The organism is Streptomyces sp. NPDC059668 (genome assembly GCF_042734135.1).
In the GTDB taxonomy this organism is placed as follows: Bacteria; Actinomycetota; Actinomycetes; order Streptomycetales; family Streptomycetaceae; genus Streptomyces.
In genome coordinates this window covers 62,443-80,577 of sequence record NZ_JBHWEL010000016.1, presented here as the reverse complement: position 1 = coordinate 80,577, position 18,135 = coordinate 62,443, and the positions used below count along the sequence as shown (strand labels likewise).

General features: G+C 72.7%; 18 protein-coding genes. 13 read left to right on the top strand and 5 right to left on the bottom strand.

All coding sequences use genetic code 11. From position 1 onward, the window contains the following. Positions 1-2: 2 nt before the first annotated feature. A complete protein-coding gene (locus ACFV2J_RS14880) occupies positions 3-707 on the bottom strand; it encodes a 2-oxo-4-hydroxy-4-carboxy-5-ureidoimidazoline decarboxylase (protein WP_385081921.1) in 705 nt (234 codons plus the stop codon). Positions 708-1,067: 360 nt separating this feature from the next. Here ACFV2J_RS14880 and ACFV2J_RS14875 point away from each other — a divergent pair, with 360 nt between their 5' ends. The 8 genes from ACFV2J_RS14875 (at position 1,068) to ACFV2J_RS14840 (ending at position 8,346) form a co-directional block, all read left to right on the top strand. Then, on the top strand, positions 1,068-2,594 hold the full coding sequence (locus ACFV2J_RS14875) for a glycoside hydrolase family 20 protein (protein ID WP_385081969.1): 1,527 nt from the start codon (positions 1,068-1,070) through the stop codon (positions 2,592-2,594). A gap of 200 nt (positions 2,595-2,794) precedes the next feature. Continuing rightward, positions 2,795-3,532 carry a DUF4328 domain-containing protein gene (locus ACFV2J_RS14870; RefSeq protein ID WP_385081920.1) on the top strand — a complete coding sequence of 246 codons (738 nt, stop codon included), beginning with the start codon at positions 2,795-2,797 and terminating at the stop codon, positions 3,530-3,532. A 319-nt stretch (positions 3,533-3,851) separates the two neighbouring features. Beyond that, positions 3,852-4,451, top strand: a complete 600-nt coding sequence (locus ACFV2J_RS14865) for a hypothetical protein (protein ID WP_385081919.1) — start codon at positions 3,852-3,854, stop codon at positions 4,449-4,451. A gap of 178 nt (positions 4,452-4,629) precedes the next feature. After that, on the top strand, positions 4,630-5,025 hold the full coding sequence (locus ACFV2J_RS14860; protein WP_168529855.1) for a hypothetical protein: 396 nt from the start codon (positions 4,630-4,632) through the stop codon (positions 5,023-5,025). Positions 5,026-5,210: 185 nt separating this feature from the next. Further along, positions 5,211-5,900 carry an RNA polymerase sigma factor gene (locus ACFV2J_RS14855; RefSeq protein WP_385438945.1) on the top strand — a complete coding sequence of 230 codons (690 nt, stop codon included), beginning with the start codon at positions 5,211-5,213 and terminating at the stop codon, positions 5,898-5,900. 35 nt (positions 5,901-5,935) lie between these two features. Continuing rightward, entirely contained in the window at positions 5,936-6,190 is a 255-nt protein-coding gene (locus ACFV2J_RS14850; RefSeq protein ID WP_385081918.1) for a hypothetical protein, read from the top strand. 390 nt (positions 6,191-6,580) lie between these two features. After that, positions 6,581-7,243, top strand: coding sequence for an RNA polymerase sigma factor (locus tag ACFV2J_RS14845; RefSeq protein WP_385438880.1), 663 nt, complete (start codon positions 6,581-6,583; stop codon positions 7,241-7,243). Next, positions 7,243-8,346, top strand: coding sequence for a hypothetical protein (locus ACFV2J_RS14840; protein ID WP_385081915.1), 1,104 nt, complete (start codon positions 7,243-7,245; stop codon positions 8,344-8,346). The genes ACFV2J_RS14845 and ACFV2J_RS14840 overlap by 1 nt, the downstream gene beginning before the upstream one ends. 347 nt (positions 8,347-8,693) lie before the next feature. Here the strand turns inward: ACFV2J_RS14840 and ACFV2J_RS14835 are convergent, their stop codons facing one another. Continuing rightward, on the bottom strand, positions 8,694-9,548 hold the full coding sequence (locus ACFV2J_RS14835) for a L,D-transpeptidase family protein (RefSeq protein WP_385092617.1): 855 nt from the start codon (positions 9,546-9,548) through the stop codon (positions 8,694-8,696). A 282-nt stretch (positions 9,549-9,830) separates the two neighbouring features. Here ACFV2J_RS14835 and ACFV2J_RS14830 point away from each other — a divergent pair, with 282 nt between their 5' ends. From ACFV2J_RS14830 to leuE, 3 genes are all read left to right on the top strand, one after another. Then, positions 9,831-11,411: a methylmalonyl-CoA mutase gene (locus tag ACFV2J_RS14830; RefSeq protein WP_385092614.1), complete on the top strand. Its 1,581-nt coding sequence runs from the start codon at positions 9,831-9,833 to the stop codon at positions 11,409-11,411. Positions 11,412-11,561: 150 nt separating this feature from the next. Further along, complete coding sequence (locus ACFV2J_RS14825) at positions 11,562-11,723, top strand: hypothetical protein (RefSeq protein ID WP_385092612.1); 162 nt, start codon at positions 11,562-11,564, stop codon at positions 11,721-11,723. A gap of 51 nt (positions 11,724-11,774) precedes the next feature. Continuing rightward, positions 11,775-12,425, top strand: coding sequence for a leucine efflux protein LeuE (gene leuE / locus ACFV2J_RS14820; RefSeq protein WP_385092608.1), 651 nt, complete (start codon positions 11,775-11,777; stop codon positions 12,423-12,425). 168 nt (positions 12,426-12,593) lie between these two features. Here the strand turns inward: leuE and ACFV2J_RS14815 are convergent, their stop codons facing one another. Next, complete coding sequence (locus ACFV2J_RS14815; RefSeq protein ID WP_385092607.1) at positions 12,594-13,379, bottom strand: alpha/beta fold hydrolase; 786 nt, start codon at positions 13,377-13,379, stop codon at positions 12,594-12,596. 135 nt (positions 13,380-13,514) lie between these two features. Further along, positions 13,515-14,939 carry an FAD-dependent oxidoreductase gene (locus tag ACFV2J_RS14810; protein ID WP_385092605.1) on the bottom strand — a complete coding sequence of 475 codons (1,425 nt, stop codon included), beginning with the start codon at positions 14,937-14,939 and terminating at the stop codon, positions 13,515-13,517. A gap of 68 nt (positions 14,940-15,007) precedes the next feature. On the opposite strand from ACFV2J_RS14810, the gene ACFV2J_RS14805 reads away from it, so the two are divergent. Next, positions 15,008-15,667: a TetR/AcrR family transcriptional regulator gene (locus ACFV2J_RS14805; RefSeq protein WP_385092603.1), complete on the top strand. Its 660-nt coding sequence runs from the start codon at positions 15,008-15,010 to the stop codon at positions 15,665-15,667. 321 nt (positions 15,668-15,988) lie between these two features. Then, the gene (locus tag ACFV2J_RS14800; RefSeq protein WP_385092601.1) at positions 15,989-16,396 is read left to right on the top strand and encodes a hypothetical protein; all 408 of its coding nucleotides are present in this window, start codon (positions 15,989-15,991) and stop codon (positions 16,394-16,396) included. Between the two features lie 179 nt (positions 16,397-16,575). Here ACFV2J_RS14800 and ACFV2J_RS14795 read toward each other — a convergent pair whose 3' ends face one another. After that, the gene (locus tag ACFV2J_RS14795) at positions 16,576-17,736 is read right to left on the bottom strand and encodes an acyltransferase family protein (RefSeq protein ID WP_385092598.1); all 1,161 of its coding nucleotides are present in this window, start codon (positions 17,734-17,736) and stop codon (positions 16,576-16,578) included. Positions 17,737-18,135 lie beyond the last annotated feature (399 nt).

The following is an 18,135-nucleotide window of genomic DNA, read 5'->3' as shown; positions in this document are numbered from 1 at the left end:
GGCTACTGCGGACGCGGATCGCGGGTCGGCGCGGGGTGGCGGCGGGACGCCACGCGCGGAAGCGGGGTGGCGGCCGGCGCTCCTGGAGGGGGGCGCTCCACCACGGGCGGCGCGCAGAAGTGCTGCACCAGGCGGGCCAGACGGCCTCGGGCGAGGCGGCGCAGTTCGTCCGCCGTCGTCACTCGCTCCTCCTCCCGATCGTTCGTCAATCGTGACCGGATGGCGCCGAGTACCTGGTCGAGGGCCTCCGCGGGGGCTATGCCGTCCAGACAGATGACGAACACATGCCCGAAGCGGCTTTCGTACGCGGCGTGCGCGGCGCTCAGCGCGGTGTGGGCGGCGGAGTAGCCGCCGTCCGGGAGCGGCGTGAGCGACTCACCGGCGAGCGCTTCGGCGAGATCGCCGGGCGTGAGGTCGTACGCCGCCTCGTCGGCCGCGGCCAGCAGGGCGTCCAGGTCCGGATAGGGCCGGTGGGCGGCCAGCCGACGGGCCCAGCGCGGATTGCGGCAGCACGTGAGCAGGGCGCGCTCGACCTCGTCGGCGGGCGCGTCGTTGAAGGGCTGGAGGCGCGCCGGGGACGGTGGCGCGCTCTTCTGCTCGGGTAGGGCGACCTGGCCGGGGAGGCGTGGGAGACGGTGCGCGGGCAGCGTGGGTCCTCGGCGATGCGATGGCGGCGGGTGCGTGCCGTGGCGCCCTGTGGACGTCACGTGTGGTGCGGCAGGGGATGAAGTGAGAAGTGTGCCGCCACGGTATCGACGATTGACGGGAGCTGTCCGTCCGATGCCTGAATTTCACCCGGACGGGAGAGTTTCGGAACCTGCGGTGGACGGTTGTGACGGAGAAGGGGACGGTGGTTCATCGGAGGGGTGTACGACGTGAGGTGTACGGGGTGCGGGATGCGTACGTGAAGGTGCGGGCCCCGACGGCCGGGGCGCGAGTGTGATCGTGAAGGGCGTGGTGCGGTGAGCACGGGCAGGCGGCGACGGACGCCGGTGCGGAGCGGGAGACGGCCGGCGCTGACGGCCGCCGGAGCGGTGGCGGCGGTGGGCGCCGTGGTGGCGGCCGTGATGCTGTGGCCCTCCGGCGGCGGCGACACCGGGGCGAACGTGTCCTCGGCGAGCAGGTCGGCCGCCGCGAGCCGGTCCTCCGCGTCCGCCTCGCCCACCCGGACCTACCCGCTCTCCCAGGCCCCCCGCACGATCCCCGCCGTGCGGGAGCACACGCCCGCCCGGGGACCCGGCTGGCGTCCCGCCGCGGGCGGCCGGGTCGTCGTGGGCGACCCGGGCCTCGCCGACGAGGGGAAGCTGATAGCGGGAGAACTCAAACTCTCCTACGCGGGGCGGACCGAGGCCCGCGACGGTGACGTCGAGCTCGCCCTGAACGGCACGGCCGCGGACCCGGAGTCGTACACCCTGACGGTGAAGAACCGCCGGGTCACCATCTCCGCGCCCGGCCAGGCGGGCGTCTTCTACGGCACACGCACCCTGAAGCAGGAGGTGCACGGCGGCGGCACCGCACCGGAGGGCGTCGTACGCGACCGGCCGGCGAAGCCGCGCCGCGGGTTCATGCTCGACATCGCCCGCAAGCACTTCACGGCGGCCTGGATCGAGGACCGCGTCCGTGAACTGGGTGATCTGAAGTTCAACGAACTGGGCCTGCACTTCTCCGACGACCAGGGCTTCCGCATCCAGTCGGACACCCACCCGGAGATCGTGTCCAAGCAGCACCTGTCCAAGACCGAGGTCAAGGACATCGTCGACCTCGCGGCGAGCCGGCACATCCACGTCGTGCCCGAGATCGACTCGCCGGGCCACCTCGGCGCGGTGATCGCCGCCCACCCCGACCTCCAGCTCCGGAACGCCTCGGGGGTCCCCACCCGGGGCGCCGTCGACATCTCCGAGCCCGCGGCGGCGGGCATCGTCGACGACCTGCTCAACGAGTACGCGGGGCTCTTCCCCGGCCCGTACTGGCGCCTGGGCGGCGACGAGTACCAGGCGCTGACCGTGGCGAACCCGGCGGCCTCCTACCCCCAGCTGGCCGCCGCGGCCAGGAAGCTCTTCGGGGCCGGCGGGAGCGTCGCCGACCTCGCGACCGGCTGGCTCAACGACCGCGCCGCGGTGGTGCGCGGACACGACCGGACCGCGCGGGCCTGGAACGACGGGTTCTTCCGCGGGGGCGGCGTCCAGGCCGCCAAGGACATCGAGGTCGCGTACTGGACCGGCAAGGAGATCGGCGCGCGCCCACCGGCCGAGTACCTGAGCGCCGGCCGCGAACTCATCAACTACAACGACGAGTTCCTCTACTACGTCCTCGGCGAACCGCAGACCTTCGTCTATCCGACCGGGCGGCGCATCTACGAGCAGTGGACCCCGCTCGTGCTGCGCGGCACCACACCGGTCCCGTCGAGGTACGACGGCCAGATCCTCGGCGGGAGCTTCGCCGTCTGGTGCGACCTGTCGGCCTCGCAGACCCAGGACCAGGTGGCGGCGGGCATCAGGATGCCGTTGCGCGCGACCGTCCAGAAGCTGTGGGATCCGGGCCGGCCGGCGCTGTCCTGGAGCGCCTTCAAGAGCCTGGCGGACCGACTGGGCTGAACCGGCCCCGCCGGACCCACCGGTCGGCGGCCGCTCGGCGGGCCGGGCGCAATCGGTTGGACGCCGGGGCCGGATGAACGTATCTTCCGATGGTTCGTGTGCCGGGTGTGCCCCTGGGGAGGGAGCGCACCCGGCTTCTTGTGCCGGTACCGCCTCGCGTGCGTGCCGGAGATCCGGGGGGCTCCATGTCCAGTACACCCATGTCCGATGCGCCTCTGCCCGGTGCGCCCCCGCCCGCACCCGCGCCCCTTCCGACGGGCGTCCCCGTGCTGCCGCACGGTCCCGCCCGGCTGAGGTCGCCGGTCGGCCTGGGGAAGGCCACCGCCGCGCTGCTCGGCCTGGTCGTCGCGACCGACCTCTTCGCGATCTGGGCGGACCGCAGGATGCGCGACGTGGCGTCCGCGCTGGTGGACGGCCGGACCGGGGAGGGCATCCGGCACGAGGCGGACCAGGCCGACTCGCTGTACTCCGTGGCCGGATACGCGCAGACGGGCGCCCTGCTCGCGACCATCGTCGTCTTCCTCGTCTGGTTCCACCGGGCGCGGGTCAACGCCGAGGTGTTCGACCCCTTCGGCCACAGCCAGGGCCGCGGCTGGGCGGTCGGGGGCTGGTTCGTGCCGGTGCTGAACCTGTGGCGCCCGCGCCGGATCATGCTGGACATCTGGGACGCGAGCATCCCGCAGGGCTCCCGGATCACGCACGGCCTGGTCAACCTCTGGTGGGCGCTGTGGCTGACCTCGCTGCTCGCCGACCGGGTCTCCATGGCGGAGCACCGCGGCGCCCGGACCGCGCTGGAGATCCAGCACGCGGCCGGCCAGGCGGTGTTCGCGGACGCCGCCGACATCGCCGCCGCGCTGCTGGCGATCCTCGTCGTCCTGCGGCTGACCCGGATGCAGAACGAGAAGGCGCATCGCGGACCGGTCGCGCCGGCCGTCTGACCCCCACCGGTCCGACCGCCCTCCCGGCCTCTCCGAGGCCCCTTCTCCCGTCCCCCTCTCCCTCTCCCTCTCTCTCGCTCTTCCGCTTCCCAAGTCGCCTGCGCCCGCGCTGTGTTCGGCACGGGCCGACCGGGACTCGGGGGCCGGGCGCACGGTCGTCGCCGTACGGGCGGCGGAAGCACGTCGTTGGCCGAAAATCCGCTCTTTCGCCCCCTGGACCGGCTCGGCGTGGTACCCCTGTGACACTCCCGCTGCTGAGCACGCAGTAAGGGAAAGTGCGGGCTCCGTAAGGGGGAGCGCCCTGTCGAGGGGAGGCGCGATGAGTCTGGTGGACCTGATCGCTCAGGCCGACGAGCGTGGACTGGCGGCCAGCGGGCTGGCTTGTTTGGATCGGTGTGTGCCCCTGCTGGGTGGCGACGACGAGGTCCTGAGACCTCTGTGGTCGAGCCTCGCGGACGGGGGCGCCTGGGGTGAGTACCTCGAACAGGCACGGACCGAACTGGAGGTCGCCGGCCCCGGAGAGGCCGTCGACGGCGGCGGTGACGGCGACGGTGACGGCGATGGAGAGGACGAGGCGGCCGCCCTGGTCCGCCGAATGCTCGCCGCCGCTCCCGACGACCCCTTCGCCCCCGACCTGCGGGAGTGGGCCGACGCCTGCTCGGTGGCCGCGCTGCGGATCCACCGGCTGCTCGACGCCGCCGCCGGCGACACCGGCACATGTCCGGTCTCGGCACACCGTGAGGGCCTCACGGACGGCATCTCCCCCCTCGTCGCGGCCGAACTGCGGCGCCAGGTCGCCGTCCTGGAGCTGCTGGCGGGCCGGGGCGCGGGCGGACTGCGCCCCGCGCTGGAGGTGTCCACGGAAGGCCGGCGTGTGCTGCGCGCGGTGGTGTCGCGACGGGCCCGCGGACGTTCGTGACGCGGCGCCCCTGAGCCGGGGCCCGGGACGCCGGACGGGAACCACGGGACCGGACGTAAACCTGATTCCTGCGGGGTTCCTGTGACTGTCCTGCGCGGGCGGATGGGGGTCCTGGGCCGGTGTCGCGGATGCGCCCGGAACGCGTGACGAAACGCGTCCGCCGAGCGCTCTTCCGAGTGTGAACGCACAGCGAACAACCAGGCCCCAGGCGGCGACGAAGCCCGTGCGCTGGGCGGCGGACGCCGTCGCCACGATGCGCGAGGGCGCCCGGCTGCGCCTCGACTACTCGGCCCAGAGTCTGTGGCGCGTCGACCGGCTGATCGACGAGATACGCCGCGAACGGGCGCCGTACGCCGCCGTGGAGAGCGTGCTGCGCGGCTTCGGCGCGTACGCCGGCGAGGTCGTCGCCCGCTACACCGGCGCGGAGTGGTGGGAGACCGGCGGCGAGCACTGGCTGCGGACGCCCGACGGGCGGCTGTGGGACCCGATCGACGAGGCCCGCCGCTGCTACGGGGGCGACGGTTCGCTGCGGCTGCTGTGCCGGGAGGCCACCGGGGACAGAGCGCGGCGCTGACGGCCCCGTCCTCGGGCCGCGGGCGGCCGGCGTCGTGCCGCCCGGCCTGTTCGGGCGTGGGTGGAGAGCCTGACGGCCTGTGACATTTCCGTGGGGGCCGACGCTGATGACCACGGGGACGTCGACACGGCCGGCCGTGTCGCACGGTGGGCATTCAGGCGAACTCGGTACGAACGAGGACAGTGTTGGGCCAGGGAGGGGAACCCCGCCGCGTACAGCTGTACGACGGTGAGCTCGGTGCGGCCGTGGCGCGGGCGCAGGAGGGGGACGAGGCCGCCTTCGCGGTCGCCTACCGGATGGTGCAGCCGGGCCTGCTCGGCTATCTGCGCGGGATCGTCGGGGACGACGCCGAGGACGTGGCGTCCGACGCCTGGCTGGAGATCGCCCGTGACCTCGGACGGTTCCGGGGGGACGGCGCCGGGTTCCGCGGCTGGACGGCGACCATCGCCCGGCACCGCGCGCTCGACCATCTGCGGCGCCAGAAAGTACGGCCCCGGGCCACCCCGCTGGAGAACGAGGCCCTGGAACTGCCCGGCCACCACAGCACCCACGACCAGGCGCTGGAGACCCTCGGCACCGAGCGCGCCCTGGAACTGCTCGCGCGGCTGCCCCGCGACCAGGCCGAGGCCGTTCTGCTGCGCGTGGTCGTCGGACTGGACGGGCCGGCCGCCGCCCGCGTCCTCGGCAAGCGCCCGGGCGCGGTGCGCACCGCGGCCCATCGCGGTCTGAGGCGACTGGCCCAGCAGATCGGCGCCGACGGGGCGGACCTCGCCACGGACGCGGGCACGGGCGAGGGAGCGGCGGGCGGCACGGGCGAGACAACGGCCGGCGGTGTGACGCCCGAAGGGCGCCGGACGCTGGGGGATTCGGGATGAGCGCCGGGAGCGGTCGGTGAGGGGCGGGCGGGGACATGGGTGAACGGCACGCGGACGCCGATCCGTTCTTCGGCCTCGCCGTCGGCCTCTCCCTCGACGCGCTGCTCGCCGCCGTACGGACCACCGCCGTCGATCCCGACGCGGAGGGCCGGGCCGTCGCCGCGTACCGGGCCGCCCGGGAGGGCGGGGCGCACGGGGCACGGACCCGCCGGCGCGACGACTGGACCGAGTGGACCGAGTGGACCGCCCGGGACGACGGCACCGGGGCGGAGACGGACAAGACGGAGTAGAGGCGAAGGGCCGGGGGTCTGGCTGAGGCGATGGGGCCTGGTCCACGGCGGTGTCGGGCGCGTCCCGCGAGAGGCGGTGACGGCGCCCCGAGGACGCCCGTCCGGAGAGCCGATGGCAACGGCCGGGGCCGCCACCCCCCACAGGAGAGGCCCCGGCCGTCGCGCGGCACGGGCCGCGCGGCGGCCCGTACTCTCTACAGCGCCGCGACTGCGTTTTGTGTCACACCCCGCTCCGTCACGACATAGTTGCAAGTTGTACGGACGTGGACGGGGAGCTGTTTCAGGCCGTAACGTGCCATTCGCGCCGGGGCGCGGAGGACAGGCAACCACAACGGCGAGAGCCCGGGCCGCGAGAGCGGCGCCGGTTCAGGCGCAAAGAGGGGCGCGCGGGTGCTGGGGGACGACGCGGAGCTGACCACCGCGGTGCTTGCGGCGCAGGACGGGGACGAGACCGCGTTCCGGACTGTGTACCGCGCGGTGCACCCACGGCTGCTCGGATACGTACGGACGCTGGTCGGTGACCCGGACGCGGAGGACGTCACCTCCGAGGCCTGGTTGCAGATCGCCCGGGACCTGGAGAGGTTCAGCGGCGACGCCGACCGGTTCCGCGGCTGGGCCGCCCGGATCGCCCGCAACCGCGCCCTCGACCACATACGCATGCGCGGCCGCCGCCCGGCGATCGGCGGCGACGAGACCGAACTGACCGGCAGGGCCGCCGAGTCGGACACCGCGGGCGAGGCCATCGAGGCGCTGGCCACCGGCAGCACCCTCTCGCTGATAGCCCAGCTCCCGCAGGACCAGGCGGAGGCCGTGGTGCTGCGGGTCGTCGTCGGCCTCGACGCAAAGACCGCGGCCGAGACCCTCGGCAAGCGGCCCGGAGCCGTCCGCACCGCGGCGCACCGGGGTCTGAAGCGGCTCGCGGAGCTGATCGGCGGCGATCCGGAATCCGCGGTCGCGCTCGGCGCGGTCCCCCCACAACGAGAGTCGCGCACACGCGCGGTGACGTCCGCCGGTGTGACGCATACGCGTTCGCGGACGCAGAAGGACATGTGATGGCCGACGAGGACTACAGGTGGCTGGACCGCGAGGCCGCGGAGCGTCTGCTGCGCGGTGAGCCGCTGGAGGCCGTCGACGCCGACACGAAGGAGCGCGTGGAACGGCTCGCCGAGGCGCTCGCCTCGCTGGTCGCGGAACCCGCGCAGGACGGTACCGAACTCCCCGGCGAGGGCGCCGCGTTGGCCGCGTTCCGGGCCAACCGCGCGGGCCGCGGCGGGGTGCCGGCCCAGCGCGTCGCCGGCCGCGACCCGTGGGGCGCCGCGCACGCGTCCGATGCCGGTCTGGTCCGTCTGGGCAGCCCCGGTCGGGGTGGTCAGCGGGTCCGCTGGGGTCGGCCCGTGCGCTTCGGACTGGCCGCCGCGCTGGCCGTCGGCATGATCGGCGGGGTCGCCGTCGCGGCCGGCACCGGAGTGCTGCCGACTCCGTTCCGTGACGACAGGCCGCACCCGGCCGCCACGGTCTCCGCCGCACAAACACCGCAGCGCCCGCTGGTCTCGCCGTCGCCGGGGGTGTCGCAGGCCGACGGCTCGGAGGTACCGCTGCCCGGGGCCACGACGGGCGGGCCTGCCGGTTCCGGCTCCTCCGACGACGTGGAGGCCGGCGGCTCCGCGAGCGGACAACCCCAGGCGACCGGGCCGGGCCGGCCGGCGCGCTCCCACGAGTGGTGGAGCAGGACGCGCTCGTCGTGCCGGGACGTCCTGGGCGGCAAGAACCTGGAGGCCGGCCGCAGACGCGTCCTGACGGACGCGGCGGGCGGCGGCGGGCGGGTGAAGACGTTCTGCAAGCGTGTCCTCGGCTGGACCGGAACCGGTTCCGGCGAGGGCCGGGACGACCGGGGCGGTCAGGACGGCCGGGGTGACGGACAGAACGGCTCGGGCTCCGGCTCCGGGCACGGGTCCGGCGGCGACAAGGGCGACGACGGCGGTCACATGGTCCCCGGGGGCAACGGCCACCACCACAGCGGGGTGTTCGCCCCGGCCTCGCCCTCGGCCCTGGCACCGGTGCCGCGGAAGTCGGCCCTGACCTCGGCGGCCCTGACCTCGGCGGTCCGGGACATCGCGCGGGCGGGGGACGCGACGCCGCGCCTGTCGGGCGTCTGAGCCGCTGCCCGGCCGTCCGCAGCGGACGCCCGGCCGCAGGTAGCCGGTTCCCGGCCGTCCGTGGCCGGTTCCCGGCCATACGGTGCGTCCCGTCGCCTGTCGCCCGACGCCGACGCCCCCGCACGCACCCGCTCTGAGCTGCGATTTCGTATGGCCCTGAACTTTTTCCCGGGCCGGTGTGACGTTTTCGGCCGCGCCGACGCAGTACTGGGTGAGCCGACTGGTCATCGGCCGTCGCACCGAGCCGGGGTTCCCCCCGTACCCAGGCTCGGTGCACACCGGCGCGGGCGGGACACGTTCCCCCGGTCCCGCCCGCGCCCCGCACACATTCAGCGCCCCGCACGCCGTCACCAGTAGACGACGACCTTGTCCCCCGTGCGGACCTGCGCGAACAGCGCCGAGATCTTCCCCTCGTCCCGTACGTTGACGCAGCCGTGCGAGGCACCCGCGTAGCCGCGGGCCGCGAAGTCGGCGGAGTAGTGCACCGCCTGGCCGCCGCTGAAGAACATCGCGTACGGCATGGACGTGTGGTAGATCGTCGACACGTGGTAGCGGGACTTGAAGTCCACGCTGAACACGCCTTCGCGGGTCGGGGTGTACTGCGAGCCGAACCGCACGTCCATCACCGAGACGGTTCTGCCGTCGATCATCCAGCGCAGGGTGCGGCTCGTCTTGCTGACGCACAGCACCCGCCCGGTCAGACAGCGCGGGTCGGGCGGCGCGGCGGGCATGCCGCCGAACGCGTACAGCTCCCACCGGCCCGGCTCGTGCGTCATCGACAGCAGCCGCTGCCAGGTCACGGCGTCCACCTCGCCGGTGCGCGCGAGCCCCCGCCTGCCCTGGAAGCCGCGTACGGCCGTGACCGTCGCGAAGTCGTACGTCCCCGTCGGGCCCTCGAAGAGCCAGGCGAGCTGGCGCAGCCGGGCCTGGACCTCACGGACGCCCCGGCCGCGGTCGCCGCGGGACCAGAGCACCTCGGGAGGCGGTGTCCTGGAGGCGGTCGGGCCCGGTTCCCGGGACGCGGGAGCCGGCACGGCGCTCCCCGGGCTCGGCTTGGCGTCGTCCGACGCGTCGGTGGAGCCGGCCGTCGCCCGCACCGGCGTCCGCGTCCCGTGCGCGTCGACGGTCTCGACCCGGCAGCCGCTCACCGCGACGAGCGCCAGCAGAGCGGCCAGCGATCCTCCTCTGACTGTGCTGCGCATCCGAACCCCCGTCGTCTCACCCGTCCACCGCACGCCGATGTGCCAGGTATACCCCTGGGAGACACCCTGAGGATGTTCCCCGCGCGTGACCGGTCGTGAACCGCGCGGCATGGTGGAGACGGTGGAGAGCGAAGGCGGTGAGCGACGAAAGGGAGAACGGACCCGCGCACCGGTCTGTGAGCAAGGTCCCAGCCCGGGTCTCTCCACCGGGCGCACGGCCCCCACTACAGTCCGTCGCGAGGGTCGGACCTACCAGTGAGTAACCCAGCGGGAGGCACAGCAATGTCGCGCGAGTCGGAGTCCGGACTGCCCATCGAAGCGGTCTACGGACCGGAGGTCCTCAAGGACTGGGACCCGGCGGAGAAGCTGGGCGCACCCGGCGCCTACCCCTTCACCCGCGGTGTGTACCCGTCGATGTACACCGGCCGGCCCTGGACGATGCGTCAGTACGCCGGCTTCGGCACGGCGGTGGAGTCGAACGCGCGGTACAAGCAGCTGATCGCGAACGGCACGACGGGCCTCTCCGTCGCCTTCGACCTGCCCACCCAGATGGGCCACGACTCGGACGCCGCCATCGCGCACGGCGAGGTCGGCAAGGTCGGCGTCGCGATCGACTCGGTGGAGGACATGCGGATCCTGTTCGACGGCATCCCGCTGGACAAGGTCTCCACCTCGATGACGATCAACGCCCCCGCGGCGCTGCTGCTGCTCATGTACCAGCTGGTCGGCGAGGAACAGGGGGTCCCGGCCTCCCGGTTGACGGGCACCGTCCAGAACGACGTGCTGAAGGAGTACATCGCGCGCGGCACGTACATCTTCCCGCCCAAGCCCTCCTTGCGGCTGATCGCGGACATCTTCAAGTACTGCAGGACCGAGATCCCGAAGTGGAACACGATCTCGATCTCCGGCTACCACATGGCCGAGGCGGGCGCGTCCCCCGCGCAGGAGATCGCGTTCACCCTCGCGGACGGCATCGAGTACGTCCGTACGGCGGTGGCGGCCGGCATGGACGTCGACGACTTCGCTCCCCGCCTGTCCTTCTTCTTCGTCGCCCGTACGACGATCCTGGAGGAGGTCGCCAAGTTCCGTGCCGCGCGCCGCATCTGGGCCCGCGTGATGCGCGAGGAGTTCGGCGCGAAGGACCCCAAGTCGCTGATGCTGCGCTTCCACACGCAGACCGCGGGGGTGCAGCTGACGGCCCAGCAGCCGGAGGTGAACCTGGTGCGGGTGGCCGTCCAGGGCCTGGGCGCGGTCCTCGGCGGCACCCAGTCGCTGCACACCAACTCCTTCGACGAGGCGATCGCGCTGCCCACCGACAAGTCGGCGCGTCTGGCCCTGCGGACCCAGCAGGTGCTGGCCTACGAGACGGACGTCACGGCGACCGTCGACCCCTTCGCCGGCTCGTACGTCATCGAGAGGATGACCGACGACGTCGAGGCGGCCGCCGTCGACCTCATGACGAGAGTCGAGGAGATGGGCGGCGCGGTCAGCGCCATCGAGCACGGCTTCCAGAAGGGCGAGATCGAGCGCAGCGCGTACCGCATCGCGCAGGAGACCGACTCCGGCGAGCGGGTCGTGGTCGGCGTCAACCGCTTCCAGCTCGACGAGGAGGAGCCGTACGAGCCGCTCCGCGTCGACCCGGCCATCGAGGCCCAGCAGGCCGCACGCCTCGCCGGGCTGCGGGCCGGCCGCGACGGGGCGGCGGTCGAGGCGGCCCTCGCCGACCTGAAGAAGGCGGCCGAGGGCACGGCCAACGTCCTCTACCCGATGAAGGACGCCCTGCGCGCCCGCGCCACGGTCGGCGAGGTGTGCGGCGCGCTGCGCGAGGTGTGGGGGACCTACGTGCCGACGGACGCCTTCTGACCTGGGCGATTCCTCCGTACAGGTGATCGGGGGCGAATGCCGCACGCCCCCGGTCGCGCTCATGAAGAGTGATACCTGAATGGAGGACGCCGTGGCCTTACTGCGACACGAGCTGACGCTGACGCCGAGGCGGGCATCCCGGTCCACCTCGTGGCCGACCGCAAGCACGACGAGGTGCTCCTCCACCGTGATCCGGTCAACGGCAAGTGTCCGGCCCCCGAGCGCTACGGACGGGGGCGGAGCGTCCCGGTCCCGGAGTCCGTCGGCGTCACCCTCGAACTCTCCGTGGACACGCTCCTCGACGGTGACTGAACCGCGAGACGGGGACGCGCGGTGTCGTACCCCCGTGCGACACTCCTCCTCATGCTTGGTGTCATCGACCTTCCCACCTATCTGGCGGGACTCGTCCTGATCGTTCTGCTCCCCGGACCGAACTCGCTCTACGTGCTGTCCGTCGCGGCCCGTCGTGGTGTGCGCGCCGGGTACACGGCCGCCGCGGGCGTGTGGTGCGGGGACACGGTGCTGATGACGCTGTCGGCGGCCGGCGTCGCCTCCCTGCTTCAGGGCAACGCCGTGCTGTTCGGGATCGTGAAGTACGCCGGGGCCGGGTATCTGACATGGCTGGCGTTCGGGATGCTGCGGGCCGCGTGGACGATGTGGCGGACCCGGCGGGAGCGGGTCGAGGCGGAGCTCCCGGAGCAGTCGGCGGCCGAGGAGCGGCCGTACCGGAGGGCTCTGGTCATCAGCCTGTTCAACCCGAAGGCGATCCTGTTCTTCGTCGCCTTCTTCGTGCAGTTCGTGGACCCGGGATACGCCTATCCGGCCCTGTCCTTCGTGGTCCTCGGCGCCTTCGCCCAGCTCGCGAGCTTCCTGTACCTCACCGCGCTGATCTTCAGCGGGACGAGACTCGCGGAGGCCTTCCGGCGGCGCAGGCGGCTGTCCGCGGGCGCCACGACCGCCGCGGGTGCCCTCTTCCTCGGCTTCGCGGTCAAACTCACGCTCGCCAGCGCCTAGGCCGAACTCACGCTCGCCAGCGCCTAGGCCGAACCCACGCTCGTCGGTGCCCGGGTCGAACTCACGCTCGTCGGCGCCCGGGACCGAGACGGGGGACGCCCCCGTCGCGGCTCCGGGCACGCGCTCTCGTGCCGTCGTCCGAGGCCGTCCTTCTGACGGCCGGGGCCCTCAGCGGGCGAGGAAGGGGCCGAGCACCGCGGTGAGTTCGGTGGGCGCGTCCAGTGGGATGAGGTGGGCCGCGGTGGCGAACTCGACCAGGGTGGCGCCGGGGATCTCGGCGGCGTAGCGCCGGCCGATGTCCTGGAAGTCGGCGACGTCGAGCTTGCCGATTCCGACCAGGGTGGGGACCGAGACGGACGCGAGGTCGCCGGTCGCGGTGCCCTGGGAGAACTTGCCGACGACGTCCTGGTTCACCAGCGACGTCCGCAGCGGGCCGCGGAGTCCGTCGGCCAGTCCGGGGGCGACGTCCTCCCAGCCGCGGGCGGCCCCGCGCAGCCACATGTCCAGGTTGATACGGACGGCGGCGTCCAGGTCGTCCGCGTCCAGGGCGGCCGTTTCCGCCTCGTCGTACGCGATCATGTCCGCGGACCAGTCGTATCCCGGCCACGGCGCGGCGAACAGCGCCAGCGAGTGCACCCGGTCCGGGTGGGTGAGGGCGAAGTCGACGGCCACGCGGCCGCCCCAGGACGCGCCGACGAGCCGGACCCGGTCGTGGCCGAGGTGGTCGAGGAGACGGCGCAGGTCGTCGGCCTCGCTGAACGGGCCGGTCGGCGGCGCGGACCGGCCGAAGCCGCGCAGGTCGTACCGGACGACGGTGTGCCGTTCCGCCAGGGCGGGTACGACCGCGTCCCACATGCGGTGGTCGGCGATGCCGGCGTGCACGAGCACCACGGGCGGTCCGTCGCCGGTGACGACGTAGGAAAGCTGTCCGAGATCATCATCAAGTGTGAGCATCGGCTCGATGGTCCCAGGGCGACACCACAGGTGCCACCCAATATGGGGAGGCTCCGCCCTCGCCCGCGCAGCCTCCGGCGTCCGGGTCCACCCATGAGCAGGGCGCCGGTTCCCGGATCCGGTGGACCGTCCCGGTCACAGCCCCCGGCCGACGGCCAGCCCCACCCGGTGCGTGTACCGCGGCAGGTCCCGCGCACCGGTGCCCGCCCACCCCACGTAGCCGTCGGGGCGGACGAGGAAGACGCCGGTCCCGTACCGGTCGTACGACGCGAGCCGGACGGTGCGGACGCCCGGGAGCGGTGGCAGTTCCTCCTCGGTGCCGACGGCCAGCAGCGTCCAGTGCGGTCCCCGGAACACGTCGAAGAGACGTACGCCCTCCACGGTTCCGTCGGGCGCGCGGTCGCCCGCCCACAGGGCCTTCTCCGGCAGGTCCGCGCGGGTCTCCACCGCGAGGGAGGAGCCGCGGTAGCCGAGACCGAGCTGGCGGGTCGCCGCGCCGCGCCGGGCCTCGCCGCGGTGTACCCGGGTCGACAGGCCCAGCATCTCCGCGGCGACGGGCAGCCGTTCCTCCTCGTAGGTGTCGAGGAGGGACTCCGGAGCCGCGCCGCTCAGCACGGCGCCGAGCTTCCAGCCCAGGTTGTAGGCGTCTTGGACGCTCGTGTTGAGGCCCTGGCCGCCGGCCGGCGAGTGGATGTGCGCCGAGTCCCCGGCGAGGAAGACCCGCCCGGCGCGGAAGCGCTCCGCCAGCGCGGTGCGCGCCCGGAAGTCCGAGGCCCAGCGCACCTCCGTCACGGCCTCGGGGGAGAGGTGGGACCGCTCGGCGACGGTCCTGCGGATGCCGTCGAGGGAGAGGTCGACATCCGTGCCCTCCGGGAACTGCGCCACCACCTGGAAGTCCTCCGTGCCGGCCAGCGGGCAGATCGCGAGGAAGCCGCCGGTGTCCTCGCGGGGCGGGAAGACATGCCAGTTGTCGCGGTCGAGCCCGGTGATCCGTACGTCCGAGACCAGCATCGGGTGGGGATCGACGGTCTCCCCGGTCATGGCGATGCCGAGCGCGCGCCGCACCGCGGAGCGGCCGCCGTCGGCGGCGACGACGTACCGGGCGCGGACCGGTGTGCCCGAGGCGAACTCCACGCTCACACCGTCCTCGTCCTGCGCGACCGCGACGACCTCGCGGCGGAAGGCGACCCGCCCCCCGGCCTCCTCGAGCCGCGCGAAGAGGATCTCCTGCGTGCGCCACTGCGGCACCATCCACGGCGCGGTGTACGGGGAGTCGTCGCTCGCCTCGGCCGGGTCGAACATCAGGTGCTCGCCGGTCCGGCGGCCGTCCTGCCAGATCATCCCGACCGGGTAGTCGCCGCCCGCCGCGCGGATCGCGCCGAGGACGCCGAGGTCGTCGAAGACCTCCATCGTGCGCGGCTGGATGCCCTTGCCGCGGGAGCCGGGGAACAGCCCGTCGGCCCGCTCCGCGACGAGGACGTCCACCCCGCGCCTGGCCAGGTCGACGCCGAGGGCGAGACCGGTCGGACCTGCGCCGACGACGAGTACGTCCACGTCCACGAGACTCTCCTTAACGTTGTTAAGTTCCATGCCGCGAGCATGCACTTAACGGCGTTAAACTGTCAAGCGTGGCTACCCAGAGACCTCAGCGATCCCCCAAGCTCGACAAGAAGCAGGTCGTCGAGACCGCCCTGCGACTGCTCAACGAGACCGGCCTGGACGGCCTCACCCTCCGGGCGATCGCCAAGGAGCTGAACGTGCAGGCGCCCGCGCTCTACTGGCACTTCCGGAACAAGCAGGAGCTGCTCGACGAGATGGCCACGGAGATGTACCGGCGGATGGTCGACGACGCCGGGGCGGCTCCGGGCGACGGCTGGCGCGAGCGGCTGCTCACCGCCAACCGCGGACTGCGCGCGGCGCTGCTCGGCTACCGCGACGGCGCGAAGGTCTTCAGCGGCTCACGCTTCACCGGCACGCTGCACGCCGTGGAGATGGAACGGACGCTGACGCTCCTCACCCGGACGGGATTCACCCTCACCCAGGCGGTCCGCGCGACGTCGACCACGTACCTGTACACGATCGGCTTCGTCACCGAGGAGCAGGGCGTCCAGCCCCTGCCGGGCGAACGCCGCGAGGGCTACGACGTGACGGAACGCGCCCGCCGTATGGCCGACTTCCCCCTGTCGGCCGCGGCGGGCGCGGAGATCTTCGAGGACTACGGCCGGCACTTCGAGGAAGGGCTGGCCCTGGTGATCGCGGGCATCGGGGCGCGCTACGGGATCGACTGAACGGGGCGGGGCCGGGGGGCCGTCCCGGCGGGGCGGACTCGACGGCGCTTTTGCCGCCCGGCCCCGGCGGAACGTGGGCCGACGCTCTTTTCCCGTGCGGCGATCCCGCGTTTCAGGCCGCTGCCCACGCTGCCCACGCTGTGCGCGGTGTGCGGGTCGAGGGGGTGACGGGAAGTTGAATTCCTCGGCCTTTCCCTTTTCTTGGAATCGTGGAATCCGTTCCCTTGGCGAGCTGGAATTCGCCCTTGTGGCCACTGCTTTCACCTCCGTAACGTGCGGCCCGGGAAACGTCAGCATCACCGAATCAGCAGAGGAGAGCTCGTGAAGTCTCGATTCCGACTGCCGGTCGTTCTCGCCGCCCTGTCGCTGGCCGCCGGATGTGCGGTGGGGCTTTCCGCCACGCCCGCGGCGGCGGCGTCCGTCACGTGTCTCGGGGTCACGGGGAACCTCAACGGGTACGGCGCGGACCTGGTCGCCTGGCAGTACGGGCCGTCCGAGTGCTTCGGCGTCGCGCCGTCGGGGAGCATCTGGCACACCTGGTCGGGGGCGGGCAGCTGGAAGGAGATGCCCGGCAACGGCAGCGCCCTGCGCTTCGTCGCCTATTTCGAGAACTCTGTCGGAAAGTCCGTCAAGGTCGTGACGGAGACCGGAAACTACTACTGCAACTACGACGATTACGCCACCAATACGTGGGGCGGCTGGTACGGCACGTCCACCGACCACTGCTGAACGGCGGACAGATGTTTCCGGGTGGTCACCGCGCCACCCGGAAACGGCAGGGTCCGAATTCGACTTCCCTTCACCTGCCGCGCTCGGTGCCGATTCTCGTCGTACTCGATTACGTCGGCGAATTCGGCACCGGTGAACGGGGTCCGGCGGGGACCGCGTTCACCGGCCGGAAGGGGTCCCTACGCCCGCGGCTTCGCCAGCGCCGCGCGCAGCTTCGGCGTGAGCCAGTTCTCCACGTAGCGGTTGAGCAGCCAGGCCAGCAGCAGCATCGTCGCGACGGCCAGCGGGAGGGTGCCGTACGACGGGATGTGCAGGGTGCGGTGGTAGGCCTTGATGACGACCCAGCCCAGGTGCTCGTGGACCAGGTAGAAGGGGTACGTCAGCGCGCCCGCGACCGTCAGCCAGCGCCAGTTCGCCCAGTTCAGGTAGCCCAGGGCGATCGCGCCGACGGCGAGGTAGCCGAGGGTGACGACCAGGATGATGCCGAACGAGCTGCGGTAGGAGAAGAACTCCGGGTTCGGCGCGTGCCACAGGCGGTCCACCGCGTAGTGCTGGCCGATCAGCCAGCTCACGCCCACGATGCCCCAGGCGTACGCGTCACGCCGGTTGCGGTGGAGGAGGTAGAGGCCGACACCGCCGATGAAGAACGGCGCGTACTCCGGCATCAGGACGGTGTTCAGGAGCGGTTCGTTCGCCGTCTGGGCGATCGCCGCCGCCAGGGTCCAGCCCGCGCAGAACAGGATGACGCGCTGCCGGTTGGCGCCCGGCAGGACGATGCAGAGCGCGAAGAGCGCGTAGAACCGGACCTCCGCCCACAGCGTCCAGCAGACGCCCAGCACCCGGTCCACGCCCAGCGGCTGCTGGAGCATCGTCAGGTTCAGCAGGGCGTCGCTCGGCCCGACGGTCTTGTACGCGACCACCGGCAGCGCGAACACGGCCGTCACGATGATCACCGCGGCCCAGTAGGCGGGCAGCAGCCGGGACGCGCGGGACGCGAAGAACGACCTGAGCGGCCGGCCCCAGCCGCTCATGCAGATCACGAAGCCACTGATCACGAAGAAGATCTGGACGCCGAGGCAGCCGTACGCGAAGTACGAGTGGAGGCTGGGGAACTGGTGCCTGGGGGAGGTGCCCCAGGCCTGCGTGACCTCGCCGTCGCGGCCCCCGTAGTGGTACGCCGCCACCATCAGCGCGGCGATCAGCCGCAGTCCGTCCAGGGCGCGCAGACGGGACTCCCGGGGCTTCGCGCGCGACGGCGGGCGGGTGTCGGGCGCCGGGAGGACGGCGCGGATCGCCGGACCCTCGGACGTCACGCGCGTGTCCTGGGGGGTGTTGGTCACGGAATTCCTCTTCGCGGGCGGTTCATGCTGACGGGTTACACACAGCACGCTAGTCCGATTCGAAGGATGCAGCCGATTGCCCAAGTGACGATTCCCCTTACGGACGCCATGAGTTCACCCGCCCGTCGCTTTCGGTTCCCCGTTTCCCCGGCCGCCCCCAATTCACCGACAAAGCGCCGGCTCGGCAGAGGGAAGGGCGAACGCGAAAACGGGCGTGGGGGGGGGGGGGTGGGGGGTTTTGGGTTTTTGTTGTAGTTGGGGGGGGGGTTTGGGCGGGGGGTGGGGGGTGTTTGGGGGGGGGGGGGTTGGGGTGTTGGGGGGGGGGGGGGGGGGTGTTGGCCGGGGGCGCCGCGCCGACTCGGCGGGGGCGGGGCCCTGCCGGCCGCTCCCGTACCTGTC